Source organism: Xanthomonas sp. BRIP62418 (assembly GCF_003993495.1).
In the GTDB taxonomy this organism is placed as follows: Bacteria; Pseudomonadota; Gammaproteobacteria; order Xanthomonadales; family Xanthomonadaceae; genus Xanthomonas; species Xanthomonas euroxanthea.
Window position 1 is genome coordinate 367,156 of record NZ_QEZG01000040.1, and the last position, 26,488, is coordinate 393,643.

The following is a 26,488-nucleotide window of genomic DNA, read 5'->3' on the forward strand; positions in this document are numbered from 1 at the left end:
TGGCCGGTCCGTTGCAGGTGCGTGCGCGCGCCTGCAGGACCGATAGCGGCAGGGTGCAGCTTGCGGCACCAGCGGCGCAGCGATGCAGCCAGTGGCGTGGCGCTGCATACTTGCAGCGCAAACAGGTAGCCAAGACACGATGAGCAAGGCCAAGAAGAAAGCTGCACAGCAGGCGGTGCCCGCACCTGCGCCGGTGTATCAGCTGCATGTTTCGCTGGTGGAGAGCGCGCCGTTGATCTGGCGCCGCGTGCTGGTGGCGGGGGCGCTGCGCCTTGCCACGCTGCATCGCGTGCTGCAACCGGTGATGGGCTGGCACGGCGCGCATCCGTACGAATTCGACCTGGGCGGCGGCCGCTATGGCGAGTCCGGGCTGGACGTGCCGGACCGCTCGCGGCTCAAGCACGCCGCGCGCGTCACCATCGAAAGCGCGGTGGGCGAGCTGGAGCGCTTCGACTATTTCTACGGTGCCGGCGCCGGCTGGCAGCACCGCGTCCAGGTCGAGGCGATCCTGCCGCCGGATGCGGGCTTGCGTGTGGCCCGTTGCGTGGACGGCGCCAACGCCTGCCCGCCGGAAAACAGCGAAGGGATCGACCACTACCAGGCATTGCTGCAGATCATCGCCGACCCGGATCATGCCCAGCATGTGCAGGAACTGGCCACCTTGGGCGGGCGCCTGGAGCCGGGCCATTTCGATCCGGCCGAGGTCAACCGCCTGCTTGCGCGTGTTCGTGAGTGAGCGTCACTGCGCAGGACGTTGGCCAGCGTGATCTTGACGCGCGCTGGTCAGCACGGTGCGGCCACTGGCTGACGCCCCATGACCTGTGGTGGTCACCAGGCCCTGCCTGGCACAGGCAGCCGCAAGCGATGCAAGGGAGCCGGTTGTCCGGCGCATGCAGCCCATGCCTGGCTTGCGTTTGTGGATGCAGGCGCCGGCACCGGCGCCACTGCAGCTTGACGCGCGATCAGCTAGCCTGAGCCTCCGGTTTTTCCCGAAAGTGTCTGCGATGTTTCGCTGGTTCGAATCCCTGATCGATGTCTTCCCGCCCATCGAGCGGGACATGCCGCCACGTAGCGTGTGGCGGTTCTACCTGCATTACCTGCGTCCGTTGTGGCCGATCCTGCTGGCCACGCTGATCGCCGGATTGCTGCTGGCCTTGGTGGAAGTGGCGATGTTCGACTTCCTCGGGCGCATCGTCGACATGCTGGCCGAGCGACCGGGAGCGGACTTCTTCCGCCGGCATGCCGGCGAGTTGACCTGGATGGCGGCGATCACGCTGGTGGCGCGGCCATTGTTCACCGGCCTGCACAACCTGTTGGTCAACCAGGCGATCGTGCCGGGGCTGAGCAACCGCTCGCGCTGGCTGATGCACAACTACGTGGTGCGGCAGAGCCTGGGCTTCTTCAACAACGATTTCGCCGGCCGGATCGCCAACCGGGTGATGCAGACCGGGGCCTCGCTGCGCGAATCGGCGGTGCAGATGGTCGATGCGCTCTGGTACATCGTGGTCTACACCGGCAGCGCGCTGTGGTTGTTTGCGCAGGCCGACCCGTGGCTGATGCTGCCGCTGCTGATCTGGCTGGTGGTGTACGTCGCGTTGATGGCGTTCTTCGTGCCGCGCATGAAGGCGCGCGCGTGGATCGCATCGGATGCGCGCTCCAAGGCCACCGGGCGCATCGTCGACGGCTACACCAATATCTCCACGTTGAAGCTGTTTGCTCACGCCGGCCGCGAACAGGCCTATGTGCGTGATGCGATCGACGAGCTGGCGGTGAAACATCGCGGGCAGACCCGCGTGACCACCACCATGGATACCGCCATTGCGGTGGCCAACGGCTTTCTGATCGTCGGTACGTGCGGGCTGGCGTTGTGGCTGTGGAGCCGCGGCCAGATCAGCGTGGGCGCGATCACGCTGGCGACCGGCCTGGTGATCCGCATCCACAACATGTCCGGCTGGATCATGTGGACGGTCAACGGCATCTTCGAAGACATCGGCAGCGTGCAGGACGGCATGCAGACCATCTCGCAGCCGGTGCTGGTGCAGGACGCGCCCGACGCAGTGCCGCTGCAGGTGACCCAGGGCCAGGTGCAGTTCGAGCACATCCATTTCCATTATGGCAAGCGCGGCGGGGTGATCGCCGGGCTGGATCTGCAGGTGCGTGCCGGCGAGAAGATCGGCCTGGTCGGCCCATCGGGCGCGGGCAAGTCGACCCTGGTCAACGTGTTGCTGCGTCTGTACGACCTGGAGCAGGGACGCATCCTCATCGATGGGCAGGACATCGCCCAGGTCACTCAGGAAAGCCTGCGCGGGCAGATCGGCCTGGTGACCCAGGACACCTCGCTATTGCACCGTTCGATCCGCGACAACCTGCTGTATGGCCGGCCGCAGGCCAGCGACGCGCAGATGCTGGAAGCGGTGCGCAAGGCGCGCGCGGAGAGCTTCATCGACACGCTGGTCGATGGCGAAGGCCGGCGCGGATACGATGCGTACGTGGGCGAGCGCGGGGTCAAGCTGTCGGGCGGTCAACGGCAGCGCATCGCCATCGCGCGGGTGCTGCTGAAGGATGCGCCGATCCTGATCCTGGACGAGGCCACCTCGGCGCTGGATTCGGAAGTGGAAGCGGCGATCCAGGACAGCCTGGACGCATTGATGGGCAACAAGACCGTCATCGCGATCGCGCACCGCCTGTCCACCATCGCGCGCATGGACCGGCTGGTGGTGATGGACGCCGGACGCATCGTCGAGACCGGCACGCATGCGCAACTGATCGCGCAGGGCGGGCTGTACGCACGCCTGTGGGCGCGGCAGACCGGCGGGTTCGTTGCGGCCGATGGGTGATGTGGTTGTCGAGTGGGTGGCGGAAATGTGCAGCCACGGCAGCAACGGCACTGGCAAACCCCTCTCCTGCGGGGCGCGGAGCGGGCGTTGGGGTGAGGGAACGGGCGAAGCCACTTGCCAGTTGGGCTGCACGAGGCTTCGCGCGCGCCCTCATCCGCCCCTGCGGGGCACCTTCTCCCGCGTGCGGGAGAAGGGACATGCATGAGCGCCGCAGTAACCGCTCTTCCTTGTGCGGGAGAAGCATCGGTCACTCGATCGGCTGATCCAGCATCAGCTCGCGTGCAAAGCGCACCGGCGGGGCGCCGTAGGACAGCATCTGGTCGTGGTATGCCTTCAGGTTGAACTTGTCGCCCAGCTTGTCCTGCACCGCCTTGCGCGTGTCCAGATGTTCCTGCACGCCGACGAAGTAAGTCGGCAGCTGCGCCGACGACAGCTGCGCGCGCACCCACTTGCCCGAGGCTTCGCTCTCCTGCTGGAAGGTGTCGTGGGTCATCAGGTGCATCGCCTTGTCGCGCTCCCAGCCGTCCACATGCACGCCCTGGTCGAGGATGGCGTTGGCGATGGTGCGCAGGTAGAACTTGAGCTGCACCAGGTGGAACAGTGGGTCGTTATCCAGATAGCCCTGTTCCTGCATCATGCGCTCGGTGTACACCGCCCAGCCTTCGGCGAACATGCCCGAGCGCAGCACCGCGCGCAGCGTGGAGGGGAACTTGGCCGAATGCCAGCCTTCCAGGTAATGGCCCGGGGTGCCTTCGTGGATGCTGAGCAGATGGATCATGCGGCTGTTGTATTCGCGCAGGAACGAATCGACCTGCTGGTCGTTCCAGTCGTCGGGAATCGGCGAGACCGCATAGAAGGTCTTGAGATTCTTGTCGAGCGGGCCGGGCGAATCGCAGTACGCCACCGCCACGCCGCGCTGGAATTCCGGCATCAGGATGATGTCCACCGGCGAATCGGGCAGCGTCATCAGATCCTTCTGGCGCACGAACTCGGTGGACTGCGCCAGTGCGGCCTTGGCCTCGTCCACCACCTTGTCGCGTGCCGGCTTGTCGGCATAGGCCAGTTCCAGCGCCGCTTCGATCGCTGCCTGCTGCTGGTCGTCGTTGGGCGTTTCGGGCAGTGCCGGTGCGCCGGGCTTGTCCTTGAGCACCGTGCGGGCGATGCCGTACATCTCGCTGCGCACGCGCTTGAGCTCGGACTCGGCGCGCTGCTTGATCTCGCCGCGCGACAGCGACGACAGCAGCGCGAATTTCAGCTTCTGATCGTAGAGTTGCGCACCGACGCGGAAATCGCCCTTGGCATTGGGCACCAGCACGGTCTCCAGCCAGGTCTGCTGCTCGGCCACGGCCTTGCGCAGAGCGTCGATGGCGGCCTGCGCGCGGGCCGCTTCGATCGGGCCGAGCTGGCCGATGTTGGGCGCGATGAAGGTGTCGACGATGCTCAGGATGCCCTTGTTCTGCTTGGCCACCGTTTCGGCATGGATCTTCGGCACGCGGGCCGGGTCCAGGTTTTCGCGCGCCTGCGCAAAGATGCCGGGAATCTTCTCCATGCGCTGCGTGGCCGAGGTCAGGCGCTCGGACAGCGGCGCGAAGTCGCGTGCCATCAGGCCATACAGCGCGCTGCCGGCCAGGCCGTTGTAGACCTGCGGGTCCCAGGCCCAGCTCTGCAGCACCTCGGTGTTCCAGATTTCCGATTGCAGCTGGTTGCGCAAGATGGCTGCATCGACCTGGTTCTCGCGCGACAGCTTGGCCACTTCGATGGCATCCAGGTCCGACAGCAATGCCTTGCCGGCATCCAGGCTGCGCTGGCGGCCGGCGCTGCTCAGATCGTCGATCTGCGTGTCGAAGCGGTGATCGCCGGTCTGGGTGGCGGTGACCGGCGACAGCTGCATCCAGGTGTCGAGCGCGCGCTTGGACAGCGCCGCAAAGCGGGCATCCGGCGTCTGCGCATCCTGGGCGCTGGCATCAGGGGTGCCGGCGCGCGGCGATTGGGGCTGTTGCTGGCAGGCGCCGAGGCCGGCGAGCAGGGCGAGGACGAGCAGACGTTGACGCATGGTGGATCCCGATGGAAGCAATCGGCCAGCATAGGCATGTGCGCGCTTGTCCGCATCCGCCATTGGTTTAGAGTGGCCGCTTCCAAGGAGGATCACCATGCACCACGCCGGTAGCTGTCATTGCGGACGCAGCGCGTTCGAGCTGGAAACCGATGCGCCGATCACCGGGGCGTACCACGGCAATGGCCCGTTGGGCCGTGGCCATGGCGGCCTGCCGTTGTCCGGCGCGCGCAGACAACCACGCCTGCAGGGCGGGTCCCAGGCGCTGTGGGCCTGGCGCATCGACCGGCAGCAAATCGAGCATCCCCACTGCCGGCAGTGCGGTAGTGCGCCCATCAGCGCGGGGATGCGTTCCGGTGCCGGCGAGCCCGCCCGGGTGGTCAAGCTGCGCTGCGTGTTGGAGCTGGCCGCGCCGAGCATGCATGCGGTCGCCGGAGCCGGCCGATGAGGCGCGCGATGCAGCGGTATGCGGCCGGGCTGCTGCTGGGCTGGGCGCTGAGCGGATGTTCCAGGCAGCCGGCAGAGCTGACGGAAGACGGCGGCGCTGCGGCACCGGCACCGCCGGCCGCGCAAGGCAACGCGCTGGCGTATGAGCACGATGTGCGGATCGAGTTGCCGGCCGATCAGATCGGCCAACGCATCGTGGCGGTTCGCACTGCCTGCCAGTCGGCGCAATTCGGCGACTGCGCGCTGCTGGCGGTCGAGCAGAGCGGTGGCCGCGACCCCAGTGGCAGCGTCAGCGTGCGTGTGGTGCCCGACGGCATCGAGCCGCTGGTGCAGCTGGCCGGCCAGCATGGCGATGTCGCCGCGCGCAGCACGCGTGCCGAGGATCTGGCGCAGCAGATCGCCGACACCGGTCTGGCGCAGGCGCGCCTGCAGAAAGAACACGCACGCCTGCTCGAACTGCAGCAACGCCGCGACCTGGCCGTGACCGATCTGCTGGCCCTGTCCAAGCGGCTGGCCGAGATCGAAGCCGAGGCGCAACAGGCCCAGCAGGACGCCGCGCAGCAGCAACGACGCGTGCGCACCCAGCTGCTGACGCTCAATTTCCGCGGGACCGGGGGCGAGCAGGGCAGGGGCGAGATTGCCGAGGCGGCCGCCGGGTTCGGCCAGGTCTTCGCGTCCAGCGTGGCGTTCGTGATCCGCGCAGTGGCGGCGTTGCTGCCGGTGGCGGTGGTGGGGCTGATCGTCGGCTGGCTGCTGCTGCAGGCGTGGCGCTGGCGCGCGCGGCGGCGCCGGATGTCCTGATCGGCCGCGCGGCTGGCCGGCGATGCCGCACCAGCCGCGCATGTGTTGGAGACGCGCTTGTTTCAAACAGTGACGCGAGGCGTTGCGCGCTCGCAGGTCACGCGCGGTGACGCCGTTCGTCTGCGATGGCTGCGCAGCGCCTCGGTGCACCATCGCCACACGCCGACTGCGCGCAAGGGCGGCGCAGTCGGTACGACGCCCGCTCAGCCTTCGTCGAATTCGTATTCGACAAACACATCCAGCCGCAGTGCCAGTTCCTGCACGGCGTCGCGCACCTTCTGCGCGGTGGCTTCGTTGCCGGCTTCCACTTCGAATTCGTGGCTGCCCGGACCTTCGTCGTCGGACAGGCCGGCCGAGCTGGAATCGTCGTCGTCCAGGTGCGGCATCAGATCATCGACTTCTTCCACGTGCTCGATGCCTTCGATGCTCTGCAGCAGGTTGGCGATGGCACGCGCGTCGTCGTCGGTGCCGGTGATACGCATGCGAAGAGTGGGCATGGGAACGTCCTAGGGATTGGGGAGCTAAAGCCTAGGCACCGGCAGGACAAAACGAGGTGATGGTGTACGGCACTCGCGGCTTGCGCTCATTCACATCGGGTGGGTCGGCCGTCCAGCGTCGGGCCGCTGCCCGACATGCAGCAAAGGCTGGACTGCCGCGCGCAACATCGCCGGCAGGATGTAGTGACGATGCACGCGATGGATCGCAGCCATGTGCAGGTGGCCGAACCGGTTGCAGCAGCAGACCTGCGTGGCCATCGTCAGCGCGATCGCGTGCGCGTCCACGCGGCGCAGCGCGGAAGCTGACGCATGCGCCCGCTCCAGTCACTCGTGCGCCGAGGCCTTGCGCGATCGCCGACGCACACGCGGCGCGCTCGCCGTCTCGCGCGCCGGCAACGCCACTAGCTCCGCCGGCAGCGCCGGCATCGGGGTGCGCTCGTCCAGGGCCTCGCGCTTGAGCCAGTCGATAAACGCCATTGCCGCAGGCCCAGGCACGCGATGGCTGGGATGCACGATGTAGTAGGCGTAACGCGCCTTGAGGGTGGGGCCGGGCAGGCGCACCAGCTCGTAGCGCTGCAGATACGGTTGGGCGATGTGCTTGCGTGCCAGGACCGCGCCCAGGCCATAGACCGCCGCGCGCATGGCGTCGGTGCTGTCGTTGAAGGTGTGCATCGGCGGCAGCGTGGTGCCGCGCACCTGCGCGGCACGGAACCAGTCGCGCCATCCCTGTGGCGACATGTCGCTCAGCAGCGGCAATTGCGCGATCTGCGCCGGCGTGCGCAGCGCGGCGACCTCCGGCAGCGACGGCGACGCCACCGGAAACAGTTCGTCGTCCATCAGATGATGCGAGGTCAATCCGGGCCAGGCGCCCTGGCCATAGCGGATGCCCAGGTCGGGGCCGCCTTCCTCGAAGCGCGAAAATGCCGCGTCCGACTGCAGGTCCATGCGGATATGCGGGTGCGCGCGACAGAAGCGCGGCAGCCGCGGCAACAGCCAGCAGTACGACAGCGAGCGCAGGGTGGTCACGCGCAACGGGATGGCGTCTTCGCGCGGATGCAGGTTGCCGGCCACCGAGGCGATGTCGGCCAGCGCAGCGGTGGCCGCATCGGCCAATTGGCGCCCCTCCGCGGTGAGCTTGACCCCGCGCGGCAAGCGCTGGAACAGGGTCACGCCCAGCAGCGCTTCGAGCTTGCGCACGTGATGGCTGACCGCGCTGGCGGTCAGATGCAGTTCTTCGGCGGCATGCGCGAAGTTCTGGTGGCGCGCGGCGGCGGCGAACACGCCCAGCGCGGGCAACAGGGTGGGGCGCAGGTTCATCGAGGCATGAGTGAGATTTGTGGCTCGCCTCGATACTACGCGCTTGTCGCGCCTGCGGCTGCAACCGATGCTGCAGTACCCCATCGCGATGATCGTGCCATGTCCGTCTGTCTGCCTGATGTTGTCCCCTGTGGTTCCAGCACATCACGGCAGCCTGCGCAGGTGGGGCGATGAGCGCGCAACCGGCGCCGCAGCCGGGCGTTGCCACACGCGAATGGCGCACCCCGCTGGAGCTGGGGTTTCTCGGCATCGTCTGGGGCTGCTCGTTCCTGTTCATGCGCGTGGCCGCACCCAAGTTCGGCACCGTGGCGCTGGTGGAAATCCGCCTGGCGCTCGGGGCGTTGGTGCTGCTGCCGTTCCTGTGGCTGGCGCGGGCGCGGTTCCCGCTGCATCGCTGGCCGATGCTGGCGGCGATCGGCGTGCTCAATTCCGCGTTGCCGTTCCTGCTGTTCGCCTGGGGCGCGCAACACGCGCCGGCCGCGATCGGTGCGATCTGCAATGCGATGACGGTATTGTTCACCGCCTTGATCGCCTTCCTGTTCTTCGGCGAGAAGATCGGCACGCGGCGTGCGCTGGCCCTGCTGGTCGGCTTCATCGGCGTGCTGGTGCTGGCCACCGGCAAGTCGGCCGGGTTGAGCGTGGGCCCGGCGGCCCTGGCGGGTGCCACCGCGTCGCTGCTGTATGGCATCGGCTACAACCTGGTGAAGCGCCACATGGGCGACTTGCCGCCGGCCGCATCGGCCGCGTCCACGCTGGGCTGCAGTGCGCTGCTGCTGGCGCCGCTGGCCTGGTTGCAGTGGCCGACCACGCCGGTGCCAGCCGTGGCCTGGGCCTGCGCCACCGCGCTGGGCGTGGTGTGCACCGGGTTGGCGTTCCTGATGTATTACCGCCTGATCCAGCGCATCGGCCCGGCACGCGCCTCCACGGTGACCTACCTGGTACCGGTGTTCGGCGCATTGCTGGCTTGGTCGCTGCTGGGCGAGCCGTTGACCTGGACCATGCTGGTGGCCGCGGTGCTGATCCTGGGCAGTGTCGCCTTCAGCCAGCGCGCCCGCTGAAACAAGCGCGCCCGCTTTTACGAATCCCCGATCCCGAATCCCCGATCCCGAACTAGCCAGCAGGCGGCCCCCGCACCGGCAACGGCACATTGCACAGATCGATATGCCCGGCCGGGCGCTTGTAGAAATCGTCCCTGCGATTGCGGCGTGCTTCGACCACATCGCGGAAGGTCTGGCTGTCGGTGCGCAGCAACTGCAGTGGCGTGCGTTCGGGCATGGGCACCTCGCTGGCCAGGCGAATGGCACGGATCGGCGAGCGTTGCGCGGGATCTTCGTAGAAACCCATCGGGTCCGGCCCGCGCGGGATCACGCTGAGCAACTCCATGCCCTTGACCACGCGGCCGACCACGGTGATGTTGCGGTCCAGCTGGCGCGGCGACTGCCCGGTGACCACATACAGCTCGGCGCCGATGCTGCTGTCTTCGTCGTTGTTGCGGCCGGCGCCCAGGGTGCCGTAGCAGTGCGCCAGCCAGGTCTTGCCGCTGGCGCTGTCGCGCCCGACCGGGAAGCCGTCGACAAAGCCCACCTGCGCCGCCCAGCCGTCGCTGTCGGGCAGGCGCTGGAAGTCCAGGCCTTGCGAGGTGCGTTCGAATTCGGCCGGCAGGTGCGTCTTGGCCGAGCCCAGCGACCTGGCCTTGGCCGGCGTCTCGCCATCCGGGTCGCCGAACTGCACCACGAAGTTGTCCTGCGAGCGATAGATGCTGAGCCCGTCCCAGAAGCGTTCGTGCGCCAGCGTGCGGATGTTGCCCACGTGCGCGGGCGCGAACTGCGGCGCCAGCTCGATGATCACCCGTCCGCCATCCAGTTCCAGGTATAGCGTGCGCTCGGGGTCGAGCACGCGCCATGCGCTGGCCGGCGAGGCGTCCAGGATCTGTTGCGGGCTGCGATAGGCCGCGTTGGCGGCAGCGGGTAACACCAGGGCAAGCAGGCAGGCGGAAGCAACAGTGCGCAGCAGCATGAAGGCAGCCAGTCGGGAAGAAGCCTGATTCTTGACCAATGCGCGCAGGGGCGCAAAGTGCGGGTTCGCAACGCGCGCCATCGACGACGTATGCGCCGTGAATGCCGGCCGACCCATGCCTGCCCAAAGGAGTCGGTCGGTGCCCAGCATGCGCCCGCGCTGCAATCGCGCGCCGGTCTGCCGGTCAGCGCGCCGGCTTGCGTTTGACGTAGAGCTGCTTGCGCACGCGTGCCACCACCTCGCCATCGCGGTTGTGCACGCTGTTTTCGAACCAACGCAGGTACTTCTCACCGGTGGCGGTGGCATCGCGCAACTCGCCCAGCACACTATCGTCGATGACGAAATCCGCGCTCACCGTGCCGCGCCCGGGTTTGACGAACTCGATGCTGCCGGCCTTGTCCCACACGTAGTAGTCGCGCCCCAGGTTCTGCATGGTCAGCAGCATCCAGAACGGGTCGGTCATCGCGAACAGGCTGCCGCCGAAATGGGTGCCGACGTAATTGCGGTTCCACGGCCGCTGGCGCAACTCGACGCGGGCATGGCGATAGTCGGCCGACAACGCGGTGACGTGGATCCCGGCAAACAGGTACGGCGGCCACAGGTTGATACCGAGCTTGAACAGGGAAGCACGCATGCGGCCAGGGTCCATGGCGGGGGCGGACCCGCAGCATACCATTCGCATGCGTATGGAGCTTGTGTCGGTGATGGCAGCGCCCGGCCGGCCTGCAGACCGGGCGCCGTGGTGCCGGCGGCGCCTAGAACACCAGCGACGACATCTTGCGGCGGTAGCGGCCGACCAGGTCTTCGTCTTCGATCACCCGGAACGCATCGATCAGGCTACGCCGCGGCAGGTTGTCGTCGAAGCCGCGGTCCTGCCGCAGCATGTCCAGGAACTGCTCCAGCGCGGCTTCGTCATTGCCGTCGAGCAGGTGGCGCACGCCAAGCAGATGGCGCGCGCGCAGGTCGGCGCCGTTGGCGGCGACGGCGGCCTGCAGGGTGTCGGCGTCCGGCGCGTCCTTGAGCACATTGGCAAAGCCCAGCCGTGCCTTGGCGCGCACCGCACGGTCGTCGGTGGCCAGGTTGGCGGGCAGGGCGTCGATCAACTGCTCGGCCTCGGCGGTGTCGCCGGTCTTCAGCAGCGCCAGCGCCAGATCCAGCTTGAGCTCGTCCTTGTCCGGCTCGGCGGCGATCGCCTCGCGCAGCGCGGCAACCTGGTCCTGCGGCTCGAGCGGGGCCGGCGGCAGGTCTTCCACCACCTGCGCCTCGGCCGGCAGCACGCCGTGCTGGGTGAGGAAGTCGCGCACCTGGCCTTCCGGCATCGCACCCGGGAAGCCGTCGACCAGCTCGCCGCCCTTGACCAGGAACACCGTCGGCACCGAGCGGATCTGGAACGCGGCGGCGATCTGCTGCTCCTTGTCCACATCGACCTTGGCCAGTTCGAAGGCGCCGTTGTAGTCGGCGGCGAGCTTTTCCAGGATCGGCGTCAACGACTTGCAGGGGCCGCACCAGGTGGCCCAGAAGTCCACCAGTACCGGTGTCGTCAACGATTTCTGCAGGACCTCGGTCTCGAAGGTGTCGGTGGTGGCATCGAATACGTGCGGCTTGTCGGACATGGGCTTCCAGAAGTGATTGCGGCAACAGTGGGAGGTAATGGTGGCAAACCGGGCCGACACAAGGCTGGCGGTGGCCAGGCGTGCCGGCGCGCGGTCGGCCGCCATGCTGCCGGCCGTCATGCCGGCAGGGGTTCACGCCAGGCGCGCCCGGCACGACAATGCCGCGTCCTGGCGGCGCAGCCTGCGCCCGGCGTTGGAGCAAGGCAATGACACGCATCGATGGCACCCAGCGCTACCTGGGCCTGGTCGCGGCAAGCGTATTCGTGCTGGCGGTGGCCGGCTTTGGCGTGGCGCTGCCCGGTTACCTGCAGGCCAGCCATCCGGTGGCCTTACTCGGTGCCAATGGGGTGCCGCATGCGTTGGGCTTCAACCTGCTGGCGTTCGTGCTGGTCGGCGCGCTCGGCATGGCCACCGGGGTCAGCCTGCTGGCGCGCATGCCGGCCAGGTCCAGTTGGAGCCTGCGGGTGGGCGGGCAGTTGATCGTGCTGGCCGGGCTGGCCTTTGTCGGCATGGGTGCGCTGCCGCTGGATCCCGCCGATCTGGACGGGCGCGCCAGCCAGGCCCATGCCACGGCCTGGCTGCTGTGGGCGGTGGCATTCGTGCCCGGCATGCTGTTGCTCGCCGCCGCGCTGCTCAACCAATCCAATACCCGCCTCCTGGCGTGGCTGAGCCTGGCGGCGGGGCTGCTGGTGGCGGTGCTGGCGTTCGGCCCGCCGGGCCTGCTGCGGCAGGCGATCGCCCAGCGCCTGGCGTTCCTGGCCTGGGTCGGCTGGCTGGCTGTGGCGGCCTGGCGCTGGCCGGCCAGAGCCGCCGGCTGAGGCGAGCGTTTGGAGCACCTGCTGCACTGCGGTACCCTGTGCCGCTTTGCACCGCCCGAGCATCCGCTCCCAATGTCCACCGTCGAACCGAACGCCTACGACCCGCAGCAGGTCGAAACCTCCGCCCAGCAGTTCTGGGATGCCACCCGCGCCTTCCAGGTCGACGAAACTTCGGACAAACCGAAGTTCTATTGCCTGTCGATGCTGCCGTACCCGTCCGGTGCGCTGCACATGGGCCATGTGCGCAACTACACCATCTCCGATGTGGTCAGCCGCTACAAGCGCATGACCGGCCACAACGTGCTGCAGCCGATGGGCTGGGATGCGTTCGGCTTGCCGGCGGAAAACGCGGCGATCAAGAACAAGACCGCGCCGGCCAAGTGGACCTACGCCAACATCGACCACATGCGCGGCCAGCTCAAGTCGCTGGGCTATGCGATCGACTGGTCGCGCGAGTTCGCCACCTGCACGCCCGAGTACTACGTGCACGAGCAGCGCATGTTCACCCGGCTGATGCGCAAGGGCCTGGCCTACCGCCGCAACGCGGTGGTGAACTGGGACCCGATCGACCAGACCGTGCTGGCCAACGAGCAGGTCATCGACGGCCGCGGCTGGCGCTCCGGCGCGCTGGTGGAAAAACGCGAGATTCCGCAGTGGTTCCTGCGCATCACCGATTACGCGCAGGAGCTGCTCGACGGCTTGGACCAGCTGGAGGGCTGGCCGGACTCGGTCAAGACCATGCAGCGCAACTGGATCGGTCGCTCGGAAGGGCTGGAGATCCAGTTCGACGTGCGCGACACCGACGGCACCGCGCTGGATCCGCTGCGCGTGTTCACCACCCGCCCGGACACGCTGATGGGCGTGACCTTCGTGTCGATCGCCGCCGAGCATCCGCTGGCGTTGCATGCGGCCAGGTCCAATCCGGAGCTGGCGGCGCTGCTGGAAACGCTCAAGCACGGCGGCGTCTCCGAAGCCGAGCTGGAAACCCAGGAAAAACGCGGCATGGCCACGGGCCTGACCGCGGTGCATCCGATCAGCGGCGAGCAGGTGCCGGTGTGGGTGGCCAACTTCGTGCTGATGGGCTACGGCACCGGCGCGGTGATGGCGGTACCGGGCCACGACCAGCGCGATTTCGAGTTCGCCAACAAGTACGCGCTGCCGATCGTGCAGGTGGTCAAGCTGCGCGAGCCGCGCAACGAAGAAGAGCAAACCTGGGATGCCACCCAGTGGCGCGACTGGTACACCGACAAGAGCCGCCCGCTGGAGCTGATCAATTCGGCCGAGTTCGACGGCCTGGATTTCGGCGGCGCCTTCGAGGCATTGGCCGAGCGCTTCGAGCGCAAGGGCCAGGGCCAGCGTCGGGTCAACTACCGCCTGCGCGACTGGGGCGTGAGCCGCCAGCGTTACTGGGGCTGCCCGATTCCGGTGATCTATTGCGCCAAGTGCGGCGCGGTGCCGGTGCCGGAAGACCAGCTGCCGGTGGTGCTGCCGGAGAACGTGGAATTTTCCGGCACCGGGTCGCCGATCAAGACCGACCCGACCTGGCGCCAGACCACCTGCCCGGACTGCGGCGGCCCGGCCGAGCGCGAGACCGACACCTTCGACACCTTCATGGAGTCGAGCTGGTACGTGGCGCGCTACACCAGCCCCAACGCGCGCGACATGGTCGATCGCCGTGCCAACTACTGGATGCCGGCCGACCTGTACGTGGGCGGCATCGAGCACGCGATCCTGCACCTGATGTACTTCCGCTTCTATCACAAGCTCATGCGCGACGCGCGGCTGGTGGACAGCGACGAGCCGGTGACCAACCTGCTCACCCAGGGCATGGTCATCGCCGACACCTTCTACCGCGATGCCGACAACGGCGGCAAGGACTGGATCAATCCGGCCGACGTGGAGATCCAGCGCGACGAGCGCGGCCGCGTCACCGGCGCGGTACTGATCGCCGATGGCCAGCCGGTGCACATCGGCGGCACCGAGAAGATGTCCAAGTCCAAGAATAACGGCGTGGACCCGCAGTCGATGGTGGCCAAGTACGGCGCCGACACCGTGCGGCTGTTCTCGATGTTCGCCGCACCGCCGGAGCAGTCGCTGGAATGGAACGAGGCCGGCGTCGATGGCATGGCGCGCTTCATGCGCCGGCTGTGGGTGCAGGTGCACAAGCACGTGGGCGAGGGCGCCGCCGCTGCGCTGGATGCCGCCGCGCTGAGCGCCGAGCAGAAGGCGATCCGCCGCAAGACCCACGAAACCATCGGCAAGGTGGACGACGACTACGGCCGTCGCCACAGCTTCAACACCGCCATTGCCGCGGTGATGGAACTGTCCAACGCGCTGGCCAAGTTCGACGATGCCAGCGCGCAGGGGCGTGCAGTGCGCCAGGAAGCCCTGGAAGCGATGGTGCTGCTGCTCAACCCGATCACGCCGCACGCCAGCCACGCCCTGTGGCAGGTGCTGGGCCGCGACGAGACGCTGCTGGAAGATGTCGCGTTTCCGCAGGTCGATGCCGCCGCGCTGGTGCGCGACGCGCTGACCCTGGCGGTGCAGATCAACGGCAAGCTGCGCGGCACCATCGAGGTCGCTGCCGATGCCGGACGCGAGCAGATCGAAGCGCTGGCCCAGGCCGAGCCGAACGCGGCCAAGTTCCTGGAAGGGCTGAGCGTGCGCAAGATCATCATCGTGCCGGGCAAGATCGTGAATATCGTGGCGGGTTGATCGTCGCTGATCGGCTAGGTCGCCATTGCCGGTTCGGGCAGTGTCCCGGAGCGGCGTGGCGACGCGGTGCGAGGTCGCTGCGGCGTTGTTGGCAACGTGTTGCACTGGCGCGTGCTGTTGCGCGGGTCGGGGTACTGCAGGGGGTCTCTGCGATTGACTGCACTGGTGCGTTGCGACGCATGGGTGATGTTTCCGCGATGGTTCCTGGTCCTTCATTTCAGTCGCGCTTGGCGACGTGCAGGCGAGATTGCCGGGGTGGCTTCTGGTCATTCACTGCACCGGCGCGTGGCAACGCGTTTTTCATTCCTGGGCGCGGCGTTTTTTCGCCGCGCCCTCTCAAGCCCCGTTCACGCGGTGTCGGGCAGGCTAGCCGCCTGTTGCCGCCGCCGGGGCGCTCATCCAGACTGTGCCCATGATTCGATTCCCTACTGCCTTCGCTGCGTCCCTCGTGCTCGTCTCGAGCCTCACCGCCTGCGGCTTCCATCTGCGCAACTCGCTGGCGCTGCCGCCGGATACGCCCGCAGTGAAGGTGCAGTCCGCAGTGCAGTACAGCGAGCTGGCCAAGCTGCTGCGGCGTGGCCTCAAGGCTGCCGGCGCCACCCTGGCCGACGAAGATGCCAAGACCGGCTTCGCGCAGGTGCAGGTGTTGTCCGAGCGTTGGGGCGATCTGCCGATCGCCATCGACAGCCAGGGCCGTGCGCAGGAATACAGCCTGCGCTACGCCGCCATCTTCACCGTCACCACCGCCAACGGCTCGGTGCTGGTGCCGCAGCAGGTGATCGAGCTGTCGCGCGACTACGTGTCGCCACCGGTGGACGCCACCGGTACCGCGACCGAGCGCGAGATCCTCGCCGACGAATTGCGCAAGGACATGTCGGCCTCGATCCTGCGCCGTATCGACAGCGTGGTGCGCGCCCGCGTGCAGCGTGGCGAGAGCCTGGAAAGCACGCCGAGCGCGCCGCTGCCGCCGGCCGCCACGCCGCCCGTGCAGCCGTCCACGCCGGAATCGAGCGTGCCGGCGTCGCTGCCGCCGGCGTCCTCGTCCAATAACTGAGCAGCCGGTGATCAGCCCGTCCGCGCATCTGCCGGGCAGCCGCGCCCGGTGTCCGGAACTGGCGTGCGCCAGGCGCATGTCGCGCTTGCCGCGCGCTGACCATGCCGCGACGGCCGCCGCCGACGCGGTCTTGTCGGTAACGGTCCAGTCGCGCGTGTTCTCGTAGTCATGGAACTTCCGTAGTCATGGAACTTCGTCCAGAACAGCTGGCCGGCCAGTCCAACCAACCGTTGCAGCCGGTGTACCTGATCGCCGGCCCGGAAACCTTGCGGGTGCTGGAAGCGGCCGATGCGGTGCGCGCACGGGCGCGTGCCGAAGGCATCAGCGAACGCGAGGTCTTCGATGCCGACGGGCGGGAGTTCGACTGGAACCAGCTGGATGCGACCTTCAACGCGCCCAGCCTGTTCAGTCCGCGCCGGCTGGTGGAAGTGCGCCTGCCCAGCGGCAAGCCGGGCAAGGACGGCGCCGAGGTCATCACCCGCTTCTGCGCCAACCCGCCGCCGGATGTGGTGCTGTTGATCACCGCCAACGACTGGAGCAAGGCGCACCAGGGCAAGTGGGCCGATGCGGTCGGCCGCATCGGCACCATTGCGGTGGCCTGGGCGATCAAGCCGCACGAGCTCTCCGACTGGATCGAGCGCCGCCTGCGCAGCCACGGCCTGCGTGCGGACGCTGCCGCCGTGCAGCGCCTGAGCGAGCGGGTGGAAGGCAACCTGCTGGCCGCTGCACAGGAAATCGACAAGCTGGTGCTGCTGGCCGATGGCAAGGTGCTGGACCTGGAGGCGATGGAATCGCTGGTCGCCGATGCCGCGCGCTACGACGTGTTCCGCCTGGCCGAAACCACGTTTTCCGGGCAACCGGCCGCAGTGATCCGCATGCTGGCCGGCCTGCGCGCCGAAGGCGAGGCGGTGGCCGCACTGATGCCGATCCTGATCAAGGAATTGCTGCGTACCGCGGCCCTGGCCAAAGTGCAGGCCAACGGCGGCAACCTCGCTGCCGAAATGAAGGCGCAGGGCCTGTGGGAATCGCGCCAGGCGCCGTTCAAGCGCGCGCTGCAGCGGCACCCCGAGCCACGTCGCTGGGAGCGCTTCGTCGCCGAAGCCTCGCGGGTCGACCGCATGGCCAAGGGCCGCGCCGACGGCGACCCCTGGGTCGGCCTGGAACGCCTGCTGGTGGCCGTGGCCGAAGCCCGCGCGGTGAGATTGCTGGTGTGAACGCCGGCGATGCCGCCCCCGGAGACCGCGCCTGCGTCGAGGATGCGCGACCCGTCTGCCCACGCAGCGCACCCCCCGGCCAGGCCACAGCTGCGGCCAACCCCGGCAGCGCGGCCCACACCTCGCCGCCTACCAACGCCCACCCGGCAGCGCCGAACCCGCGCTCTTCCGATTCCCCAATCCCGATTCCCGATTCCCGGCCTCACCCCGATTCCCCAATCCCGACTCCCGACTCCCGGCTCCACCTCTACTACGGCGGCACCTTCGATCCGATCCACCTGGGCCACCTCGCCATCGCCTGCGCCGCGCGCGACGAGCTGGGCGCGCGGGTGCATCTGGTACCGGCCGCCGACCCACCGCACCGCCCCGCGCCCGGCGCCACCGCTGCGCAGCGCGCCCGCATGCTGGAGCTGGCGCTGGCCGACACACCCGGGCTGGTGCTGGACACCCGCGAACTGCGCCGCGCCGGCCAGGGGGGCGCGCCGTCCTACACCGTCGATACCTTGCGCGAACTACGCGCCGAACTCGGCCCCACCACTCCGATCGCCTGGCTGCTCGGTGCCGATGCCTTCGTCGGGCTGAGCAGCTGGCATCACTGGCAGGCCTTGTTCGAACTGGCGCATTTCGTCGTTGCCGAGCGTCCAGGCGCACCGCTGGATCTGGGCCAGGCCCCGCAGCTTGCCCAGGCGGTGCAGGGCAGGTGGACTGCCAGCGCCAGCGAACTGGGCACTGCCCCGGCCGGCCGCCTGTGGCGGTTGCATCAGCCGTTGCGCGGCGAATCGGCCAGCGCCGTGCGCGCGCGCATCGCCGGCGGCAGCGACTGGCAGGCGCTGGTGCCGGCGTCGGTGGCGGCCTTCATCGTGCACGAAGGCCTGTACGGCGATGCGCTGCCGACTCGCTGAACACGCAGCCGGCCGGACCGGCCTATAATTCACGCCAATTCCATCGAGTTACCCGCTTTGACCACCCAAGCCCAAGTCATCAAGACCTCCATCCCGAATCCGCCGCCGTCCGTGCCGGCCCTGCTGGCCACCGTGCGCGAGGCCGTGGAGGAGCTGAAAGCCAAGGACGTGGTCGAGATCGATGTGCGCGGCAAGTCCAGCGTCTGCGATTACATGGTGGTCGCCTCGGGTACCTCGACCCGCCACGTGAAGTCGATCGCCGAAGAAGTGGTCAAGTTCGCCAAGCGTCTTGATGTCATGCCGCTGGGCGTGGAAGGCGAGCGCGAGGCCGAGTGGGTGCTGGTGGACCTGGGCGATGTGGTGGTGCATGTGATGCTGCCGCGCGTGCGTGAGTTCTATGCACTGGAGCGCCTGTGGACAGTGGGCGACCAGCGTCCGGACGACGCGGACGCCGACCCCGAAGAGTGAGTGGGCCGGGCATGCCGCGCAATGCCCGACCCCCGACCGATGCGCCTGCCGCGCAGGCGCTGCAACAGCTGCGCAGCCAGGCCGGGCAACCGTCCGGCGCGCCGCTGTCGCCGGCACGCAAGCGCTTCGACCGCCTGCTGCGCGACTTGGAACGGCATCGCGCCGACCTGCAGGCCTGGCACCTCGCGCGTTCGCAATGGCGCGAGCGTTACCACACCCAATTGCAGCCCTTGCTCGACCAGCGCCGCGCGGCCGACATTGCGCTGGTCGAAGCGCTCGACCGCGCGCATGCCACGGTCAAGCTGGGCAAGGCCGATCGCGCCTTCCTGTCCGAGTTGCTGTGCGACATCGCCGCCCCGCTGATCGAGGCCGGCCACGAGGCACTACGCCCGATCTACGATCGCCACAGCGCCGTCGGCTACGACCGGGAAGTGGCCGAATCCGATGCGCTGATGAAGCAGATCCTCGGCCAGGCCTACGGACTGGATGCCGACGAGCTGGATGGTATCGAGTCGCCCGAGGAGCTCTACGAGCGCGTCAGCGAGCGTCTGCAGCAGCAGCGCGCGCAACACCAGCAACGCGGTACGCAGCGGCGCAAGCGTGCCGAGAAGCAGGCGGTGGGGGAGAGTGCCGAGCCGCCGCCGGTGCGCGAGCTGTATCGCAAGCTGGCCGGCAATCTGCATCCGGACCGCGCCAGGGACGCCGACGACCACGCCGCGCGCACCATCCTGATGCAGCGGCTCAACGCCGCCTACAAGGCCGGCGATCTGCTGGGCCTGCTCGAACTGCAGGCCGAGATCGGCCTGATGGACGCACGAGGCGTGGACGCGATGAGCGCCGCGCGCCTGCAGGACTACAACCGCGAACTGGACCGGCAGTGCAGGCAGTTGCAGCAGCAGCTGCAGCAGCAATCGGACGAGTTTTGCGCCGAATACGGGCTGGAGCTGGCAGCGCGACCCAGGCCCGAGCGACTGGGCCGGTTGATGGCCCAGCTCAAGCGCGAGCTCGAGGACGAGCTGATGGAGGCGCGCAGGGGCTTGCGCGAGCTGGAAGACTCGCAATCGCTCAAGCGCTGGTTGAAGCTGCAGCGCGCCATGTCCGACGCGCCCGACGCGCCCTGGTTCTGACCACGGTTCCGGGTGTCGTGGTCCGGCTGCACACGCGCCACTGCGGGTGCGTGCGCGTGCTGTGCGCAGCCTCGGTTGGACATGCTGCCAGTCATGCAGGCCAGGCGCCTGCATGCACGGGGTTCGGCCAGTGACAGGGGCGCTGCCGAACGGCTGATCCGTTCGGCAGCAGGGGCGGGCCGGCGTGCGGGCACGGGCTTACAACGGCCCGCGCTCCCACGGCCCGGTGATCGCCAGCGTGATGCCCGGCGTCTGGATGTTGACGAACAAGGTGCGCGCCAGCGGGTCCCAGCAGGCGCCGCAGAACTCGGTATCGCGGTAATCGCCTTCGGCGATGGTCTTGCCGGCATTGGCGATCTGCTGCGAGGTGAGCTGCACGTTGTTCTTGGCCAGGTAGAACGATTCGCCGCCGCGGGTCAGCCCGAGCAGCCGCGCGCCGGGGCCGTAGTCGTCCGGGCTCTCGCCGCCGTCTTCGCACAGCACCACGCCGCCGCGCGCGCTGACGGTGACGTTGTCCGGGTTGTGCGCGGCCAGCTGATTGCCGCTGACGAACAGTGCACTCAGGCGCTGGGTGAACAGGTCCAGCACCCACACCGCACCATTGCCGTAACCGCGCCGGCCCTGCGCATCCACGCCGGTGCTGGTGTCGACGATGAAGAGTTTGCCGTAGCTGTACCAGATGCCTTCGCCGCGGCTCATGCGCAGCCCCCCGTCTGCCCAGGCCTGCGCAAACGGTCCGCTCAGGGTGTCGTTGGCGCCGATGTCGGCAAAGCCGGCCGGCGCGGCGATGCTGTCCAGATCCGGCTCTTCGATGTCCACCCATTCCAGCTGGAACTGCTGGCCAATGCTGGCGACGGTGAGGTCGGCATTGCGCCGCCCGCGCACGCGTGCGGCCTGCAGGCGTCCGCCATTTTCCAGCGAGCCGTTGCGGCCACGGCGGTCGTTGGGAATGAAGCGATACAGGCCGGCCTTGTTGCGATCGTCCTCGGTGAGATAGACGATGCCGGTACGCGGATCGATCGCCACCGCCTCATGGCTGAAGCGGCCCAGCCCCACCAGCGGCCGGCCGGTGGTGCGCTGGCTGTCCGGATCCACCTCGAACACGTAGCCGTGCTTGCGGCCGGTGCTGGACACCGCATTGGTCTTGATCTCTTCGCAGCTCAGCCAGGTGCCCCATGGCGTCGGGCCGCCGGCGCAGTTGACCAGCGTGCCGCCCAGGCTCGGCTCCAGGCTGCCCCAGCCGCGGCGGCCGTAACTCAGGGTGGTGGTGCCGCCGCCGGCCAGCTGGGTGCCGCTGACCAGGCCGGTGTCGTACATCGCCGGTGCGCGGAACGGCGTGGTTGCACCGCGTTCGTGGTTGCGGATCAGCACGTATTCCAGGCCGCGCAGCGGATCGCTGCCCGGTCGCCAGTCGGGCCGACGCAGGCCGACCACGGCCATGCCGTCATGGCGGTCGGGGCAGGGCTGCCCATCGTCCATGCGATCGCCGCTCCAGCCGAACGAGCGGTAGCTGAAACCGCGCGGCAACTGCAGCAACGGCAAGCCGGTGCTCTGGTCGGCGACCGGCGCGAGCGGGCCATAGCGGCTGGGCACCGGGGCAAGTTGCAGCGGCGGCGAGGCGCTGTTGGCGGCCTGGGCCTGGCGCGATTGCAGCGCGCTCAAACTGCCAAGCGCACCGGCGGCCATCACGGCAGCGCTGCCCTTGAGCACCTGGCGGCGGGCGGGATCGAAAATCGGCATCGAACGACTCCTGCGGGCTGGGTAGTGCGCCGACGCTAGAAGCCCGCTGTAACCGCACCATGACACCGCTGTGATCGCCCCGGTTCCGATGCCCAAGCTGTGACGCGGATATCATGTGGCCATGAAATGCCGACTTATCGCTACCGGCGAGCGTGCACCGGCCTGGGTGGCGCAGGGCTTTGCCGAATACCAGAAACGTCTCTCGCACTGGATGCCGCTGGAGCTGGTGGAGATCGAACCCGGCCTGCGCGGCAAGGGCCGCGATGCGCAACGCGCGATCGACGACGAAGGCCGCCGCGTGCTTGCCGCGCTGCCGAAGAACGCCTACGTGGTTGCGCTCGACATCCCGGGCCGCCCGCTCAGTTCGGAGCAGCTGGCCCAGCGCATGGAGCACTGGCGCGGGCAGGGCCGGGATCTGGCGTTCCTGATCGGCGGCCCCGAAGGTCACGCTGCCGAGGTGCTGAAAACCGCCAGCGAAAGCTGGTCGATCGGCCCGCTGACCCTGCCGCACATGCTGGTGCGCCTGATCGTCGCCGAGCAGCTGTACCGCGCTGCGGCGATGCTGGCCAATCATCCGTATCACCGCGCGTAAGCGGCATGCGCGATGGCGGTAATCCGCGCGTATCCGCTGCGCTTTCGAGATGGGTGTGCGGGCAAGTAGCCGGGCGCACCCTGAACCCGATCCGCGAGACCGCACGTCGTCGTGTGCACGCAAGGCGCAGTGCAACGATGCGCATGCAATAGCTGAAACCGTGGCCTTGCAGCAGCCGGCTGCGCAACGCCAGACCGTGCGGCGACCGGGCATCCGAGTCGCCGCAGGTAATGACGCATCAGTTCAACGAAAAGCTCACCGGCACCAGGCCATACGCCTGCACGGCCTGGCCGTTCTGCATCGCCGGCTGGAAGCGCCAGCTGCGCAGCACCTGGCTGCGTGCGGCCAGGTCCAGTGCACGATGACCGCTGCTGGTCTGCACGCTCACCTCGGCCGGGCGGCCATCGGTGCCGACCAACACGCGCAGCAGCACCGTGCCCTGCTGACCGGCACGCAAGGCCGCCACCGGGTAACTGGGCGCCGGCGAGCTCAGGTAGTGCAGCTGGCCTGCCTCGACCGGGCCGCTGGGTGCGGCAATCGCCGGCGCGCTGTCGGTGACCGCGTCCGTGACTGCGGGTAAGGCGACCGCTGCGTCTTCGACCACGGCCGGCTGACTGATCACCGGGGTCGGCACCGGCACCGGGACCGTGGTCGGCAGTGTGTGCGGCACCTTCGGCGTGAACTCCCGCTTGACCTTGATCACCGGCGGTGGTGGCGTCGCGATGGTGACGGGCATGACCCAGCGTTCCTTCGGTGCGGGCGGCTGCGGAACCGCCCGGTACGAGAGCGGAATCAACAACAGCCCGCCGGCCAGCAGATGCAGGGCCACCGCCGTGCTCATCGCCAGGACGCGCGAGCTGTCGATGCCTGTGGATCGGGAAGAAACCTGGGATTGCGTGCGAACCATCATCCACCTCCTCAACGGAACTGCGGAAAGGACCAGCGCGACCCGGACGCACGACACCATCCGGTAGCGTAGGTTTACCGCGCCCTTTGCATGGGCACAAGTGGTTTCGAAGCGCTGGAGGTCGGTTGGCTGATTCGTCCGGTTGCCGCGATCCGCACAGATGAGTCGGCGCCGCAGGCTCGTGCGGTTCGAAGGACCGGTGGCATCGCAAGGCCAGGTACCGGAACTTGCGGCGTGCCCCAAAAAAAACTGCCCTCGAGGAGGGCAGTCTTGAATCACACCGAACGCGATCGCGGCTGGATCAACGACCCAGCTCGAAGGTCACGTCCAGGTTGATCGACAAGGTGCTCTCGCCCGGGGCGACCTGGGTGTCCATCTCGGCCTTGGCCGAGCGCATCGAGGCGGCCATCATCATCGGGCGCACGCCGCCGCCGCTGCGGCCTTCGGAGATGCTGACGATGCGGCGCACCTTCAGGCCCAGCGACTTGGCATAGGTGTCGGCGCGGGCCTGGGCCTTCTTCAGGGCGGCCACGCGCGCCTCGTCATAGGCGGGCTCGGGCTGGTCGACCGAGAAGCTGGGGCCGTTGATGTCGTTGGCGCCCTGGGCGACCAGTGCGTCCAGGACCTTGCCCAGCCGCGAGATGTCGCGGACCTTGAGGCTGACGGTGTTGCTGGCCTGGTAGCCGTTGATCCTGGGCGCCTCGTTCTCCTTGTAGGTGTACTGCGGGCTGAGGTTGATGCCGGTGGTCTGCACGTCCTTGTCGGCGATGCCGGCGGCCTTGATCGCGGCCATGACCTTGCTCATCTGCTCGGCGTTCTGGCGCATGGCGGCGTTGCCGTCGGCGGCCTGGGTGACCACGCCGGCCGACAGCGTGGCGATGTCCGGGATGCGCTTGGCCTCCGCCTCGGCCGACACGTTGAGCAGGGTGCCATCGTTGGGAATGGTGTAGCTCGGAGTGGTCTGGGCGTGGGCGGTCATGGCGGTTCCGGCAGCGATGGACAGGGCCAGCAACAACGGTTTGAGGGTGGTACGCATGAGATCTCCTGGTCTGTAAGGGAAGCGTGTTGCGGGTTCGATGAACATGTTGTGAGTCGAACGCGACCACTGCCGCCCGGATCGGCAAGCGGGCGAGGAGGAGCAACAGGTATGCTGGACGGATGCTCTATCTCGCCTCCCGGTCGCCGCGCCGACAAGAACTGCTGCAACGCTTGGATGTGCCTTTCCAGACCCTGCAACTGGACGTGCCCGAACTGCGCGCCGCCGACGAATCGCCTGCGCAGTACGTGCAGCGCGTCGCGCTGGACAAGGCGCGTGCCGGCCTGGCGCAGGTGCAGGCAGCCGACCCCGCCGCGATCGTGCTCGGCTCCGATACCGAAGTGGTGCTGGGCGAGCGGGTGTTCGGCAAGCCGGCCGATGCGGCCGATGCGATCGCCATGCTGAGCCTGCTGTCCGGGCGTACCCACCAGGTACTCACGGCCGTGGTTCTAGTCTGCGCACAACGCGCGCCGGTGCAGGCCCTGGTGGTGTCAGACGTGACCTTCGCCACGCTCGATGCCTCACAGATCGCCGCCTATGTGGCGTGCGGCGAGCCGATGGGCAAGGCCGGCGCGTATGCGATCCAGGGCCGCGCCGAACGTTTCATCAGCCATCTGTCCGGCAGCTATTCCGGCGTGATGGGATTGCCGCTGTTTCACACCTCGCAGTTGCTCACAGCCCTCGGAGCGCATTGATGTCGGAAGAGATCCTGGTCAACGTCACCCCGCGCGAAACCCGCGTCGCGGTGATCGAGAACGGCATGCTGCAGGAGCTGCATATCGAGCGCGGCTGGCGCCGGGGCGTGGTCGGCAACATCTACAAGGGCAAGGTGCAGCGGGTGATGCCGGGCATGCAGGCGGCCTTTGTCGAGCTGGGGCTGGAGCGCGCCGCGTTCCTGCATGCCAACGACGTGGTGCGTCCGGCGCCGGCGCCGGCCAGCGTGGTCGATACCGAGGAGACGCCGATCCCGCCACCGCCGGCGGCATCGGTGCCGATCGTGGAACTGCTGCGCGACGGCCAGGACATCGTGGTGCAGGTGGTCAAGGACCCGATCGGCACCAAGGGCGCGCGGCTGACCACCCAGATCAGCATCCCCTCGCGCTACCTGGTGCTGCTGCCGCAGTCCAAGATCGTCGGGGTGTCGGCGCGGATCGAGGACGAGGCCGAGCGGCTGCGCCTGAAGACCATCGTCAGCGAGGTTTCGGCCCAGCACGGCGGCTTCGGCTACATCATCCGCACCAATGCCGAAGGCCAGCCGGCCGAGGCGCTGGCCGAGGACATCGCCTACCTGTCGCGGGTCTGGAACGTGGTCGAGCGGCGCGGCCGCGAAGCACCGCCGTGCAGCATCATCTACGAAGACCTGAGCCTGCCCTTGCGTGCGGTGCGCGACCTGATCCGCCGCGACGTGGAAAAGGTCAAGGTCGACTCCAACGAGACCTTCGTGCAGCTGCAGGCCTTCGTGGCCAAGTACATGCCGGTGCTGGCCGAGCGGCTGGAGCTGTACACCGGCGACCGGCCGATCTTCGACCTGTACGGGGTCGAGGACGAGATCGGGCGCGCGTTGAACAAGCAGGTACCGCTCAAATCCGGCGGTTATCTGGTGATCGACCAGACCGAGGCGATGACCACCATCGACGTCAACACCGGTTCGTTCGTCGGCCAGCGCAATCTCGAGGAAACCGTGTTCCGCACCAACCTGGAAGCCGCGCAGGCGGTGGCGCGGCAGCTGCGGCTGCGCAACCTGGGCGGGATCATCATCATCGACTTCATCGACATGGACGATGCCGAGCATCGCCGCCAGGTGCTGCGCACGCTGGAAAAGGCGCTGGCGCGCGATCATGCCAAGACCACCGTGTACGAATTCTCGCCGCTGGGCCTGGTCGAGATGACCCGCAAGCGCACCGTCGAGAGCCTGGAACGGCAGCTGTCGGAAACCTGCGGCCAGTGCAGCGGGCGCGGCACCATCAAGACCGCCGAGACGGTGACCTACGAGATCTTTCGCGAGATCACCCGCGCGGTACGCCAGTTCGATGCCGCGCGGCTGCTGGTGATCGCCTCCTCGAAAGTCGTCGCCCGCATCACAGACGAAGAGTCGGCCGCGGTGGCCGAGCTGGAGGAATTCCTCGGCAAGAGCATCCGCTTCCAGTCCGACGACCAGTATCTGCAGGAGCAGTTCGATGTGGTGCTGCTGTGAGGCCGGGAATGGGGAGTCGGGAATCGGGATTGGTCAAAGCCGGCTCTGGTAGCGTGGCTTGCTCCGATAATGGCGCTTGACGGCACCGTGCGCGGCTTTGCTTTAACCAATCCCCAATCTCCAATACCCAATCCCCGCCC

Annotated in this window: 26 protein-coding genes; 16 read left to right on the plus strand and 10 right to left on the minus strand. The window is 68.1% G+C overall.

Annotation, left to right across the window (positions count from 1 at the left end; genetic code table 11):
* Positions 1-139: 139 nt before the first annotated feature.
* Both EO174_RS14625 and EO174_RS14630 read left to right on the plus strand, forming a co-directional pair.
* Positions 140-736: a plasmid pRiA4b ORF-3 family protein gene (locus tag EO174_RS14625; protein ID WP_126945290.1), complete on the plus strand. Its 597-nt coding sequence runs from the start codon at positions 140-142 to the stop codon at positions 734-736.
* Between the two features lie 268 nt (positions 737-1,004).
* The gene (locus EO174_RS14630) at positions 1,005-2,837 is read left to right on the plus strand and encodes an ABC transporter ATP-binding protein (RefSeq protein ID WP_126945293.1); all 1,833 of its coding nucleotides are present in this window, start codon (positions 1,005-1,007) and stop codon (positions 2,835-2,837) included.
* 247 nt (positions 2,838-3,084) lie between these two features.
* On the opposite strand, the gene EO174_RS14635 is transcribed toward EO174_RS14630, so the two are convergent.
* Positions 3,085-4,890, minus strand: a complete 1,806-nt coding sequence (locus tag EO174_RS14635) for a DUF885 domain-containing protein (protein ID WP_126945296.1) — start codon at positions 4,888-4,890, stop codon at positions 3,085-3,087.
* 97 nt (positions 4,891-4,987) lie between these two features.
* On the opposite strand from EO174_RS14635, the gene EO174_RS14640 reads away from it, so the two are divergent.
* Together EO174_RS14640 and EO174_RS14645 are read left to right on the plus strand one after the other, a co-directional pair.
* Positions 4,988-5,338: an aldehyde-activating protein gene (locus tag EO174_RS14640; protein WP_164740215.1), complete on the plus strand. Its 351-nt coding sequence runs from the start codon at positions 4,988-4,990 to the stop codon at positions 5,336-5,338.
* Positions 5,335-6,138 (plus strand): DUF4349 domain-containing protein, encoded by an 804-nt coding sequence (locus tag EO174_RS14645; protein ID WP_126945299.1) that lies wholly within the window; start codon positions 5,335-5,337, stop codon positions 6,136-6,138. The genes EO174_RS14640 and EO174_RS14645 overlap by 4 nt, the downstream gene beginning before the upstream one ends.
* 203 nt (positions 6,139-6,341) lie before the next feature.
* Here EO174_RS14645 and EO174_RS14650 read toward each other — a convergent pair whose 3' ends face one another.
* The 3 genes from EO174_RS14650 to EO174_RS14660 all read right to left on the minus strand — a co-directional run bounded on the left by EO174_RS14650 (position 6,342) and on the right by EO174_RS14660 (position 7,952).
* Positions 6,342-6,635 (minus strand): hypothetical protein, encoded by a 294-nt coding sequence (locus EO174_RS14650; protein WP_104581898.1) that lies wholly within the window; start codon positions 6,633-6,635, stop codon positions 6,342-6,344.
* A 90-nt stretch (positions 6,636-6,725) separates the two neighbouring features.
* Entirely contained in the window at positions 6,726-6,959 is a 234-nt protein-coding gene (locus EO174_RS14655; protein ID WP_126945303.1) for a hypothetical protein, read from the minus strand.
* Positions 6,960-7,952 carry a LysR substrate-binding domain-containing protein gene (locus EO174_RS14660; protein ID WP_104581900.1) on the minus strand — a complete coding sequence of 331 codons (993 nt, stop codon included), beginning with the start codon at positions 7,950-7,952 and terminating at the stop codon, positions 6,960-6,962.
* A 170-nt stretch (positions 7,953-8,122) separates the two neighbouring features.
* Between EO174_RS14660 and EO174_RS14665 the strand changes: the two genes are divergently transcribed.
* Positions 8,123-9,010, plus strand: coding sequence for a DMT family transporter (locus EO174_RS14665; RefSeq protein ID WP_104581901.1), 888 nt, complete (start codon positions 8,123-8,125; stop codon positions 9,008-9,010).
* A gap of 52 nt (positions 9,011-9,062) precedes the next feature.
* On the opposite strand, the gene EO174_RS14670 is transcribed toward EO174_RS14665, so the two are convergent.
* The 3 genes from EO174_RS14670 to trxA form a co-directional block, all read right to left on the minus strand.
* On the minus strand, positions 9,063-9,968 hold the full coding sequence (locus EO174_RS14670; RefSeq protein WP_126945305.1) for a peptidylprolyl isomerase: 906 nt from the start codon (positions 9,966-9,968) through the stop codon (positions 9,063-9,065).
* Positions 9,969-10,152: 184 nt separating this feature from the next.
* Positions 10,153-10,602: a DUF4442 domain-containing protein gene (locus tag EO174_RS14675; protein ID WP_104582204.1), complete on the minus strand. Its 450-nt coding sequence runs from the start codon at positions 10,600-10,602 to the stop codon at positions 10,153-10,155.
* Positions 10,603-10,723: 121 nt separating this feature from the next.
* Positions 10,724-11,581, minus strand: coding sequence for a thioredoxin (gene trxA / locus EO174_RS14680; protein ID WP_119128837.1), 858 nt, complete (start codon positions 11,579-11,581; stop codon positions 10,724-10,726).
* A 206-nt stretch (positions 11,582-11,787) separates the two neighbouring features.
* On the opposite strand from trxA, the gene EO174_RS14685 reads away from it, so the two are divergent.
* The 7 genes from EO174_RS14685 to EO174_RS14720 all read left to right on the plus strand — a co-directional run bounded on the left by EO174_RS14685 (position 11,788) and on the right by EO174_RS14720 (position 19,879).
* Positions 11,788-12,399 (plus strand): DUF998 domain-containing protein, encoded by a 612-nt coding sequence (locus EO174_RS14685; RefSeq protein ID WP_126945308.1) that lies wholly within the window; start codon positions 11,788-11,790, stop codon positions 12,397-12,399.
* Between the two features lie 72 nt (positions 12,400-12,471).
* Positions 12,472-15,114, plus strand: a complete 2,643-nt coding sequence (gene leuS, locus EO174_RS14690; protein WP_126945311.1) for a leucine--tRNA ligase — start codon at positions 12,472-12,474, stop codon at positions 15,112-15,114.
* Positions 15,115-15,526: 412 nt separating this feature from the next.
* Positions 15,527-16,168, plus strand: coding sequence for an LPS assembly lipoprotein LptE (gene lptE / locus EO174_RS14700; protein ID WP_104648057.1), 642 nt, complete (start codon positions 15,527-15,529; stop codon positions 16,166-16,168).
* A gap of 185 nt (positions 16,169-16,353) precedes the next feature.
* Entirely contained in the window at positions 16,354-17,382 is a 1,029-nt protein-coding gene (gene holA / locus EO174_RS14705; protein ID WP_104581906.1) for a DNA polymerase III subunit delta, read from the plus strand.
* 179 nt (positions 17,383-17,561) lie between these two features.
* Complete coding sequence (gene nadD, locus EO174_RS14710; RefSeq protein WP_164740217.1) at positions 17,562-18,284, plus strand: nicotinate-nucleotide adenylyltransferase; 723 nt, start codon at positions 17,562-17,564, stop codon at positions 18,282-18,284.
* Between the two features lie 57 nt (positions 18,285-18,341).
* On the plus strand, positions 18,342-18,752 hold the full coding sequence (gene rsfS / locus EO174_RS14715; RefSeq protein ID WP_024939731.1) for a ribosome silencing factor: 411 nt from the start codon (positions 18,342-18,344) through the stop codon (positions 18,750-18,752).
* Positions 18,753-18,763: 11 nt separating this feature from the next.
* Positions 18,764-19,879 (plus strand): J domain-containing protein, encoded by a 1,116-nt coding sequence (locus tag EO174_RS14720; protein ID WP_126945317.1) that lies wholly within the window; start codon positions 18,764-18,766, stop codon positions 19,877-19,879.
* A 198-nt stretch (positions 19,880-20,077) separates the two neighbouring features.
* On the opposite strand, the gene EO174_RS14725 is transcribed toward EO174_RS14720, so the two are convergent.
* Positions 20,078-21,619 carry an alkaline phosphatase PhoX gene (locus tag EO174_RS14725; RefSeq protein WP_126945320.1) on the minus strand — a complete coding sequence of 514 codons (1,542 nt, stop codon included), beginning with the start codon at positions 21,617-21,619 and terminating at the stop codon, positions 20,078-20,080.
* Positions 21,620-21,740: 121 nt separating this feature from the next.
* Between EO174_RS14725 and rlmH the strand changes: the two genes are divergently transcribed.
* Positions 21,741-22,211, plus strand: coding sequence for a 23S rRNA (pseudouridine(1915)-N(3))-methyltransferase RlmH (rlmH, locus tag EO174_RS14730; protein WP_016903756.1), 471 nt, complete (start codon positions 21,741-21,743; stop codon positions 22,209-22,211).
* Between the two features lie 238 nt (positions 22,212-22,449).
* On the opposite strand, the gene EO174_RS14735 is transcribed toward rlmH, so the two are convergent.
* A complete protein-coding gene (locus EO174_RS14735) occupies positions 22,450-23,052 on the minus strand; it encodes an energy transducer TonB (RefSeq protein ID WP_241240015.1) in 603 nt (200 codons plus the stop codon).
* Here EO174_RS14735 and EO174_RS23240 point away from each other — a divergent pair.
* Positions 22,946-23,185, plus strand: coding sequence for a hypothetical protein (locus EO174_RS23240; protein WP_241240016.1), 240 nt, complete (start codon positions 22,946-22,948; stop codon positions 23,183-23,185). The genes EO174_RS14735 and EO174_RS23240 overlap by 107 nt on opposite strands.
* Positions 23,186-23,419: 234 nt before the next feature.
* On the opposite strand, the gene EO174_RS14740 is transcribed toward EO174_RS23240, so the two are convergent.
* On the minus strand, positions 23,420-24,154 hold the full coding sequence (locus EO174_RS14740; RefSeq protein ID WP_104581909.1) for an SIMPL domain-containing protein: 735 nt from the start codon (positions 24,152-24,154) through the stop codon (positions 23,420-23,422).
* 122 nt (positions 24,155-24,276) lie between these two features.
* On the opposite strand from EO174_RS14740, the gene EO174_RS14745 reads away from it, so the two are divergent.
* Positions 24,277-24,849 (plus strand): Maf-like protein, encoded by a 573-nt coding sequence (locus EO174_RS14745; RefSeq protein ID WP_126945323.1) that lies wholly within the window; start codon positions 24,277-24,279, stop codon positions 24,847-24,849.
* On the plus strand, positions 24,849-26,348 hold the full coding sequence (rng, locus tag EO174_RS14750; RefSeq protein ID WP_104534149.1) for a ribonuclease G: 1,500 nt from the start codon (positions 24,849-24,851) through the stop codon (positions 26,346-26,348). The genes EO174_RS14745 and rng overlap by 1 nt, the downstream gene beginning before the upstream one ends.
* Positions 26,349-26,488: the final 140 nt, after the last annotated feature.